At 73.1% G+C, this 9,296-nt stretch carries 10 protein-coding genes; 6 read left to right on the forward strand and 4 right to left on the reverse strand.

Annotated elements, in window-relative coordinates:
* Positions 1-71: 71 nt before the first annotated feature.
* Positions 72-734 carry a hypothetical protein gene (locus tag ABZU52_RS30620; protein WP_354974412.1) on the reverse strand — a complete coding sequence of 221 codons (663 nt, stop codon included), beginning with the start codon at positions 732-734 and terminating at the stop codon, positions 72-74.
* 57 nt (positions 735-791) lie between these two features.
* Entirely contained in the window at positions 792-2,120 is a 1,329-nt protein-coding gene (locus ABZU52_RS30625; RefSeq protein WP_354974413.1) for a M20/M25/M40 family metallo-hydrolase, read from the reverse strand.
* A gap of 148 nt (positions 2,121-2,268) precedes the next feature.
* Here ABZU52_RS30625 and ABZU52_RS30630 point away from each other — a divergent pair, with 148 nt between their 5' ends.
* The 3 genes from ABZU52_RS30630 (at position 2,269) to ABZU52_RS30640 (ending at position 4,251) form a co-directional block, all read left to right on the forward strand.
* On the forward strand, positions 2,269-2,880 hold the full coding sequence (locus ABZU52_RS30630; protein WP_354974414.1) for a hemerythrin domain-containing protein: 612 nt from the start codon (positions 2,269-2,271) through the stop codon (positions 2,878-2,880).
* Between the two features lie 84 nt (positions 2,881-2,964).
* The gene (locus ABZU52_RS30635; RefSeq protein ID WP_354974415.1) at positions 2,965-3,945 is read left to right on the forward strand and encodes a LysR family transcriptional regulator; all 981 of its coding nucleotides are present in this window, start codon (positions 2,965-2,967) and stop codon (positions 3,943-3,945) included.
* Positions 3,946-4,005: 60 nt separating this feature from the next.
* Positions 4,006-4,251: a hypothetical protein gene (locus ABZU52_RS30640; protein ID WP_030490930.1), complete on the forward strand. Its 246-nt coding sequence runs from the start codon at positions 4,006-4,008 to the stop codon at positions 4,249-4,251.
* Between the two features lie 55 nt (positions 4,252-4,306).
* Here the strand turns inward: ABZU52_RS30640 and ABZU52_RS30645 are convergent, their stop codons facing one another.
* A complete protein-coding gene (locus ABZU52_RS30645; RefSeq protein ID WP_091408434.1) occupies positions 4,307-4,657 on the reverse strand; it encodes a DUF3140 domain-containing protein in 351 nt (116 codons plus the stop codon).
* Positions 4,658-4,866: 209 nt separating this feature from the next.
* Positions 4,867-7,425, reverse strand: a complete 2,559-nt coding sequence (locus ABZU52_RS30650) for an ATP-dependent Clp protease ATP-binding subunit (RefSeq protein ID WP_354974416.1) — start codon at positions 7,423-7,425, stop codon at positions 4,867-4,869.
* Positions 7,426-7,565: 140 nt separating this feature from the next.
* Here ABZU52_RS30650 and ABZU52_RS30655 point away from each other — a divergent pair, with 140 nt between their 5' ends.
* The 3 genes from ABZU52_RS30655 to ABZU52_RS30665 all read left to right on the forward strand — a co-directional run.
* A complete protein-coding gene (locus ABZU52_RS30655; RefSeq protein ID WP_354974417.1) occupies positions 7,566-7,958 on the forward strand; it encodes a hypothetical protein in 393 nt (130 codons plus the stop codon).
* A 152-nt stretch (positions 7,959-8,110) separates the two neighbouring features.
* The gene (locus ABZU52_RS30660; protein WP_030332749.1) at positions 8,111-8,371 is read left to right on the forward strand and encodes a hypothetical protein; all 261 of its coding nucleotides are present in this window, start codon (positions 8,111-8,113) and stop codon (positions 8,369-8,371) included.
* A gap of 6 nt (positions 8,372-8,377) precedes the next feature.
* Positions 8,378-9,296 (forward strand): hypothetical protein (locus ABZU52_RS30665; RefSeq protein ID WP_354974418.1); only part of this gene is annotated, 919 nt, incomplete at its 3' end.

Here is a 9,296-nt window from a genome sequence, read left to right on the forward strand (position 1 = left end):
CTCTGTCGACCGGACCCCCGGCCGCTGGGGGGGGGGGCCGCCGTGCCCCGGGGGGGCCCCCCGGCCAGTGGCTAGTGCTGGTGCCCGGCGTGGTCGTGGTCGTCGTCGAGCTCCAGGAACGGGTGCTCGTCGAGTCGACCGACCAGCCGGTCGTCGGCCGCCGGCTGGAACGGGCCGACCGCGTCGTCGTCGTCGAACGACTCCAGGTCGACCGGGGTGCCGACCTCGCTGACCATGACCACCCCGTCGAGCGGTTCCAACTCGGGGACGTCCAGCGCGCCGAGCGAGCCGTCACCGCTCTGCAGCAGCTCCAGCACCGCCTCGCCGACGCCCTCCACCGGCGCCGGCTCGTCGTCCTCCGGGGTGCCCTCGCGGCGGGCCGCCTCGGCCGCCCGCAGCAGCGCGGCGATGCTCGGCACCCGGTAGTCCCGACGCTGACGCACCGAGATGACCCTTGGGTGCGGGTCGCTGGCCTCGGCTCCCTCGCCGCCGCCGAAACGCTCGTCGGCCTCGTCCGGGTCGATCGAGTCGACATCCCAGGGCGTCACCTCGCCGAAGGCGTCGAGCAGCCGCTCGTCGTACGCGAAGGAGGCGTTGTTCAACGCCACGTACGCCTGCCAGACGTCGTCGTCGTCGACGCGGCCCTGTGCGGCGCGTACGGCGGCCAGGTGGTGGCGGGCCGCTTCGATCACCCGCTCGAGAGCGGCGTCCAGCTCACCATGCTGGTCGGTCATGTGGGGCAGTCCCTTCACGATGGGGAGGTTGCGCGCCGGCGGCACGGCCGGACACGGCTAGCAGGTGCGGAGGAACCGGTCGAGAACCCGCACGCCGAACTGTAGTCCGTCCACCGGAACGCGCTCGTCGATGCCGTGGAACAACGCCGAGAAGTTCAGGTCGGCGGGCAGTCGGAGCGGGGCGAACCCGAAGCAGCGGATGCCCAGCTGGGAGAACGCCTTGGCGTCGGTGCCACCGGAGAGCATGTACGGAACCGGCCGCGCCCCCGGGTCCTCCGCGCGCAGCGCCGCCGACATGGCCTCGACGAGGTCACCGTCGAAGGTGGTCTCCAACGCCGGCTGCCGCTGGACGTACTCGATCGCGATGTCCGGGCCGACCAGCTCGCGCAGCTGCCGCTCCAGCAACTCGGACTGGCCGGGCAGACTGCGGCAGTCGATGGTGGCGGTGGCCCGGCCGGGGATGACGTTGTCCTTGTAGCCGGCGCTCAACCGGGTCGGGTTGGCGGTGTTGCGGATGGTCGCGCCGATGATGTTGGCGATGGGGCCGAGCTTGGCGATGGCCGTCTCCGGGTCGTCCGGGTTCAACTCGATGCCGAGCAGGTCGGAGACCTCGGTCAGGAAGGCCCGCACGGTGTCGGTCACCACCACCGGGAAACGGTGCCGGCCGATCCGGGCCACCGCCTCGGCGAGCGCGGTGACGGCGTTGTCATCGTGCATCATCGAGCCGTGCCCGGGGCGGCCCTTGGCGTGCAGCCGCAGCCAGTCGATGCCCTTCTCGGCGGTCTCGATGAGGTAGAGCCGCTGGCTGTCGTTGACCGAGTAGGAGAAGCCGCCGACCTCACCGATCGCCTCGGTGCAGCCGTCGAAGAGGCCCCGGTGGTTGTCCACCAGGAAGCGCGCGCCGTAGTCGCTGCCCGCCTCCTCGTCGGCGGTGTACGCGAGCACGATGTCGCGTGGGGGTCGTACGCCGGTGCGCTGCCAGTGCCGCACCACGGCGAGCACCATCGCGTCGAAGTCCTTCATGTCGATGGCGCCCCGGCCCCACAGGTAGCCGTCGCGCAGCTCGCCGGAGAACGGGTCGACCGACCACTCGGCGGCGTCGGCGGGCACCACGTCCAGGTGGCCGTGCACCAGCAGCGCGCCCCGGCTCGGGTCGGTGCCCGGGATGCGGGCCACCACGTTCGCCCGGCCCGGCGCGGACTCGTGCAGGACGGACTCCACGCCCACCTCGGCGAGCTTCTCCGCCACGTACTCGGCCGCGAGGCGTTCGCCGACGCTGGTGTCGTTGTCACCGGTGTTGGTGGTGTCGATGCGCAGCAGGTCGCGGCAGAGGTCCACGACCTCTGCGGTGGGGTCGGGTCGGGCGGAGGCGGCATCGCTCGTCATCGCCTCTTCATACCAGCCCGAGCTGGTCGGCGGGCCGGCGCGGGTGCACGCATCGACGGGTCGGTTTCACCGTGGCCGCGTTCGGGTACCGCCGCCGACGACCGTACGTCCCTGCCGGGGCTTCCGCCCGCCAGTCGAGGAGGGCACCATGTCCGCCGTTCCCCTGCCGCCGCTGCCGCCCGCGCCCGTACCCGAGGAGGGCTACCGGCCCGCCGGTCGCAGCATCGCCGACATCGTCGACCGGGAGCACCGGCAACTGCTGGCGCTGCTGGACCAGCTCTCCGGCCCGGACACCACGCCGCAGGAGGGGCTGGCGGTGCTCACCGCCGCGCTGTCGCGGCACCTGTCCGCCGAGGAGCAGTACCTGCTGCCGGCGGTCCGCGCGGCGCTGCCGACGGCCACCGAGCGGGTGGACGCGGAGATCAACGCGGACGCGGCCCTGCTGAGCGCCCTGAAGGGGCTGACGGACGAGGCGTTGACCGAGGTCGCCGAGCGGGTCCGCCGGCACGTCGACGGGGTGGGCGCGCTGGTCACCGAGCTGCGCGGGGTCGCGACCGAGGAGGAACTGATCCGGCTCGGCAACCGGCTGGAGATCGCCGAGGAGGCCGCGCCGACCCGACCGCACCCGGGCACGCCGGCCACCCCTCCGTGGAACCGGATCGTGGAGCCGGCGGTCGGGGTGGTGGACAAGGTCCTCGACGCGGTGACGCGACGCCCGACGTACCTGGCGGACCTGCCGGAGCCGCCACGCGAGCAGTGACCGGCGACAGCCGGGAATGCATTCATTATCACCGATCCACTCGGGCTATTCCGCCAGCAGACCTGGTAGTCCTACCGTCACCCTATGAACCTGGAGCTGCGTCACCTGCGGGTGGTCTGCGCGATCGCGGAGACGGGAAGTGTGACGAAGGCGGCCTCGGCGCTCGGCCTGGCCCAGCCGGCGCTCACCGCCCAGCTCCAACGCATCGAGCGGACACTGGGCGGCCCGCTGTTCGACCGGGACCGGCGCGGGGCCCGACCCACCGCGCTCGGTGAGCTGGTGCTGGCCCGCGCCCGGGTGCTGCTGCCGGCCATGAAGGGCCTCCAGGACGAGGCGGCCCGGCTGGCCGGGGCGGGCGACACCCCACCGTGCTACCGGTTCGGTGGGGTGAACAGCCCGATCCTCGGGCGGCTGGTGCACCGGTTGGCGGCCGAGCAGCCACCCGCCCAGATCACCACGTACGCGTCCTGGTCGGTGGACGAGTTGGCGCAGTTGGTGGCCGGCGGCCGACTGGACTTCGCGCTGGCCGGTGTGTGCGGCGACGCCAGCCCGTCGGCCGGGTTCGGGTTGAGCTGGCAGGAGGTGGCCGTCGACCCGGTGCTGGTGCTGCTGCCGGAGACCCATCCCCTGGCGGGGCAGGACGAGGTGCGCCTGGCCGACCTGCGCCACGAGCAGTGGGTCGCCGCGCCGGGCGACGGCTGCTTCGCCGACTGCTTCGCCGCCGCCTGCGCCCGCGCTGGCTTCACCCCCCGCAAGGTGTACGAGACCGACATCCGCGGCTGCGTCGACCTGGTCGAAGCCGGCGTGGCGGTGGCCCTGTGCCAGGCGACGTTCCGCCCGGTGAGCGGTCTGGTCACCCGTCAGCTCGCCGGGACGCCGCTGCGCTGGCGGCTGCTGCTCGGCTGGCACCCGGACTCCCCCGCCGCCCAGGGCGCCGAGCTGGTGCTGGAGACGGCCAAGGCGGCGTACGTCGACTCGTTGGCGCCGCACCCGGCGTACCTGGCCTGGCTGCCCCGCAACCCGGGGTTCGGCGTCCGGCAGCCGAGTGCGGTCCGACCGGGCTGAACGGCCGGTATTCCCGGCCGCTGCCGGTGCGAACCGCCGTGGGCCGGGTATCTGGCGGACATGACCGACCTCTACCCGCCCGCCGACGACCGCGAACTGCTGCGCCAGGCGGCTGCCGCGCACACCGCCGCCACCCGTGCGGTGGAGGCGTTCCTGCGCCGCCTGCCGACGGTGCCCGACCCGGCCGACGTGACCGAGTACGCCAACCTGCTCAGCCGGGAGGACCAGACCCGCGGCGACCGGGACGCCGCGGCGGACGCGGCCGGTCTGACCATCGGCAGCCTGGAGCCCGACCAGGGCCAGTAGTACGCCGAGACGGTGCCGTCCCGGGTTGGGACGGCACCGTCGCGGGTGGCCGCGTTCAGCGTTCGACGAGCGGGTCGTGACCCAGATCCAGCAGCGAGTGCCGCCAACTGTCGTCGGCGTTGCCGCGCGACGGCTTGGCGTCCATCAGCTCGCGGATTCGCTCGACCGCCTCCCGCATCACCTCGATGTCCTCCGGGGTGAGGTCCACCTTGCGCTTGTTGAGCACCTTGAGGATCTCCCGGCCCGGCTGGGGCAGGTCGAGGTTCGGGTTCGGGCTGAACGACTCCTCCCCCGAACCCCGGGTCAGCAGCCAGGTCCGCAGCTGCTCCGACGGGACGTTGACCTCGGCGTGGAAGTCCTCCCAGAGCACTTCCACCTCGGGGTCGAGCCGCGCTTCGCGTACCATCAGGTCTCCTCTCGCCGGCGGCGGCCCGGACGTCTCCGGGTCGTCCTGGTCGGTCTTCGGATGCAGGCCCTCCGCGGGCACCCGCGTGCGGCGGGGGTTCGCGGTGGGCGGCGCCAGGATCGGGTCGGGATGGTCGTCCTCGTCCCGGGGTTTCGCGGACTCCGCGGGCTGGTGCGGGTCCTCGTGTTCGTCCCTTCGCGCCGACCCGCTCATCGTGGGTGGGTGGTCGTGGCGGCGGTGTACCCCCGCTCGCCCGCTGTCACGTCGAAGGTGAGCGCGCCGTCGCGGGCGTCCACGGTGACCTTCTGCCCCGGCGAGATCGCCGACTCCAGCAACATCCGGGACAGGTGGTTGTCCACCTCCCGCTGGATCACGCGGCGCAGCGGGCGGGCGCCGAACTCCGGCTGGTAGCCGTGCTCGGCGAGCCAGTCGATGGCGGCGGTGGTGAACTCCACCTGGAGGTCCTGGGCGTGCATGCGGCGGCGGGTCTCCTCCAGCAGCAGCGCGGTGATGTCGCGCAGCTGCTCGGCCTCCAGCCGGCGGAAGATGATGACCTCGTCGATGCGGTTGAGGAACTCCGGGCGGAAGTTCTCCTGCAGGCGGCGCATGAGCCGCTCCCGCAGCTCGTTGTTCTCCTGCTCGCTGCCCACGTCCCCGGTGCCGAAGCCGACCGAGCGCTGGGCGCCGGTGATCAGCTCGGAGCCGAGGTTGCTCGTCATGATCAGTACGGTGTTCTTGAAGTTCACCGTACGACCCTGACTGTCGGTGAGTCGCCCGTCGTCGAGCACCTGGAGCAGGATGTTGAACACGTCCGGGTGGGCCTTCTCGATCTCGTCGAGCAGCACCACCGCGTACGGGCGGCGACGCACCGCCTCGGTGAGCTGACCGGCCTCCTCGTAGCCGACGTATCCGGGTGGCGCGCCGACCAGCCGGCTGACCGTGTGCCGTTCCTGGAACTCGCTCATGTCCACCCGGACCATCCGGTCCGCCTCGCCGAACAACGCCTCGGCCAGGGCCCGCGCCAACTCGGTCTTGCCGACACCGGTCGGGCCGAGGAACAGGAAACTGCCCATCGGCCGCTCCGGGTCGGCCAGCCCGGCCCGGGAGCGGCGGACGGCCTCGGCGACCGCGGTGACCGCGTCGTCCTGACCGACCACCCTCTCGTGCAGGTGACCCTCCAGGCGCAGCAGCCGGTCGCGTTCCTCCTCGGTGAGCTGGCTGACCGGGATGCCGGTGGCCCGGGAGACCACCTCGGCGATCTCCTGCGGGCCCACCTCGGGCACCTGGGAGTTGGACGAGCCGTCATCGCCGTTCGCGCGACGGATGTCCCCCTCCAACTCGGCGATCCGGTCCCGCAGCGCGGACGCCCGCTCGTACTGCTCGTCGGTGACGGCCTGTTCCTTGTCCCGGCGTACGTCGTCGAGTTCCTGCTCCAGCTCCCGCACGTCGGCCCCGGGGGTGCGGGTCCGCAACCGCACCCGGGCGCCGGCCTGGTCGATCAGATCGATCGCCTTGTCCGGCAGGAACCTGTCGGTGACGTACCGGTCGGACAGCTCGGCGGCGGCGACCAGCGCCTCGTCGGTGAAGCGCACCTGGTGGTGGGCCTCGTACCGGTCGCGCAGCCCGCGCAGGATGGCGATGGTGTCGTCGACGCTGGGCTCGGGCACCAGCACCGGCTGGAAGCGCCGGGCCAGGGCGGCGTCCTTCTCGATGCTCTTGCGGTACTCGTCCAGCGTGGTCGCGCCGATCACCCGCAGCTCGCCCCGGGCGAGGGCGGGTTTGAGCATGTTGGACGCGTCCATCCCGCCCTCGCTGCCGGCGCCACCGGCCCCGACCAGGGTGTGGATCTCGTCCATGAAGATGATCAGCTCGTCCCGGTGCGCCCGGATCTCGTCGATCACCTTCTTCAGCCGCTCCTCGAAGTCGCCCCGGTACCGGGTGCCGGCGACCAGACCGGCCAGGTCGAGCTGGACGACCCGCTTGCCGAGCAGGGTCTGCGGTACGTCGCCGTCGCAGATCCGTTCGGCGAGCCCCTCGACGATGGCGGTCTTGCCGACGCCGGCCTCGCCGATCAGCACCGGGTTGTTCTTGGTACGCCGGGACAGGATCTCCACAGCCTGCTCGATCTCGTCGGCCCGGCCGATCACCGGGTCGATCTGGTCGTTGCGGGCCAGGTCGGTGAGGTCCTGCCCGTACTGGTCCAGGGTGGGGGTGCCACGGTCCGGCTTCGGCCCGGTCATCGGCCCGCGCTCGGCGTTGGCGGCCTGCAACGACTCGGGTTGGATCCGGCCGGCGGCCAGCATCCGCCCGGCCGGCGACTCGGGGTTGAGCGGCAGCGCCATCAGGATGTGCTCGGGGCCGATGTAGTTGGCCCCCATCGCCCTGGACAGCTGGTGGGCGTCGAGCAGCGCCCGCTTGGCCGCGGGGGTCAACGACAGGTTGGGCGGCACCTCCCCGCGCGGCGCGCCGTCGCCCTTTCCGCCGAGGGCGTTGAGCAGGGTGTCCGGGTCGGCCCCGGCCCGGCGTACCAGATCGCGCAGCGGTTCACGTTGCAGCGCCGCCCAGAGCAGGTGGTCGGTGTCCAGGTCGCTGCTCTGCCGTTGCGCGGCCCGCCGGGCCGCGTCGGCCAGCATCTCCCGGGCGTCGGCCGTCATCAGTCGGGTGATGTCGACCCGGTGCGGCGGTCGGCGTCCTCCCTCACCCCGGCCGAAGTACCGGGCCAGGAATTCGTCCCACGGGTCGGAGCCAGGGTCACCGGGTCCCATCATGTCTGTCCTCCGCAGTAGGGCTCGGCACGGTCGGCAGGGGCTACCCGGCGCGCGGCGCGACAAACGCCGCAGCTGGCGGAGCACCCGCATTCCGGGAGTGGCGACGGGTCAGGGCCGGCCGATGGTGGCAGGCTGACGGGATGGATGAGACCCCGCTGCTGATCGTGGATGGCGCCAACGTGGTGGGCTCGCGCCCGAACGGGTGGTGGCGTGACCGGGCCGGGGCCGCGGCCCGGTTGCGCGACTCGCTCGCCCCGGTGGCGACCGTCGGGTTGCCGGCCCGGCTGACCGCCCCGGTGGAGGTGGTCCTGGTGGTCGAGGGGGCGGCGCGGGACGTGCCGGGCACCGAGGGCGTGCGGGTGGTCTCCGCCGCCGGCTCCGGCGACGACACGGTGGTCGAGCTGGTGGAGGGCGCGCCGCAGCGCCGCCGGCTGGTGGTCACCGCCGATCGGGAGCTACGCGGGCGGGTGACGGCGCTGGGCGCCGAGGTGTACGGCCCGCGCTGGCTCCGCGAGAATCCGACCAGCAGCTGAGAAATTCTCGCACTGGGACTCCCACAGATCGGACTCCCGGCACTTCCGAGGGCCTTCCGGACAGGCGGGCAGGAACACCGACAGGGCGGATGTTCTTTCCCGACCGCCGATAGGCTCTAATGGAGATCTCCCCGCCCCCAGGAGGTTCCGCCGTGGCGAGCGTCGCCGAGCTGAAGGCTGCCATCGATGTCGCCCTCCAACAGATCGGAGACGGGCAGACAGCCGTGCAGGCGGCCGGCGAGAAGTTGTCCGAGGCCCAGCAGACCCTGGCCGGGGCGCTGGAGGGCAGCGGGCACGAGACCGTGGAAGCGGCCCAGGCGTCGCTGACCCAGGCCAGCCAGGAGCTGGAGGAGTGTCTCGCCGCAACACTTGTCGCGGTGGAGCAGGCGCAGCTCTACGTCTCCACCCTGTAGGCCACCGTGTCCATCATCGAGGATGTCGGCGGGCAGGTCCGTGCCGCCACCGAGGAGTTCCCGCATGCCCTGCTCGGGCAGGCGCTGGAGAAGTTCGGCCTGGCCGCGGAGCGGCTGCGCTGGGTACGGCAGGAGTCGGCCAACCCGATGGGGGTGCCCGAGCTGTCCGCCGCCACCGAGCACGCCGAGAGCGCCGGCTACGCGCTGCGGGTGGCACAGGAACAACTGTCGGCCTATCTGACCGCGATCGGGCTCGGCGCGGACGGCGCCCCGGCGCCTCGCCCCGAGCAACGCGCTCCCCGACACGACACACCACCGGCGGCCGGGCCCACCGCGGTCGTACCGGAGCCGGCCGAGCAGGTGCGGATGCGCCGCTGGTGGTCGGTGCGGGTGGCCGAGCTGACCGGCGGGCGCGAGGGCACCGACGAGGAACCCGACGAGCGGGTGGACGACTCCCAGGAGTTGCTGCGCCGGGTGGTGGGTGGTGTCCGCTCCGGCGACCGGGACCGGCTCCGCAAGGAGCTGCGCCGGGCCTCGGCCGACGTGGGGTTGGGCATGGCGGCGCTGGCGCCACCGCTGCTGCGCGAACTGGCCGGTGAGCTGCTCGGGCACCCGCCTCGCGCCAGCGACCTCGGCCGGCTGCGCGGCGAGTTGGACGGACGCGTCCGCGACCTGCTGCCCGGGCTGCCGCCGCCGGTGCTGGAGACGCTGCTGACCCGGGTGTGCCGGATGCCGCCACCGCGCGCCTCCGGGGAGCCGCCGCACGCCGCCGACTCCGCGGTGACCGCCGGGGTGGCGACCGCGCTGCTGCTCGCCCGCCTCGGCCGGGACCTGCCGGCCGGCGGCGCGAGAGAACCGGCGGGCGGGAAAGAACCGGCGGGCGGCAGACAACCGGGCGGCGGGGGGCAACCGGCGCGGGCCGGGC

It is taken from the genome of Micromonospora sp. NPDC005220 (genome assembly GCF_040607895.1).
In the GTDB taxonomy this organism is placed as follows: domain Bacteria; phylum Actinomycetota; class Actinomycetes; order Mycobacteriales; family Micromonosporaceae; genus Micromonospora.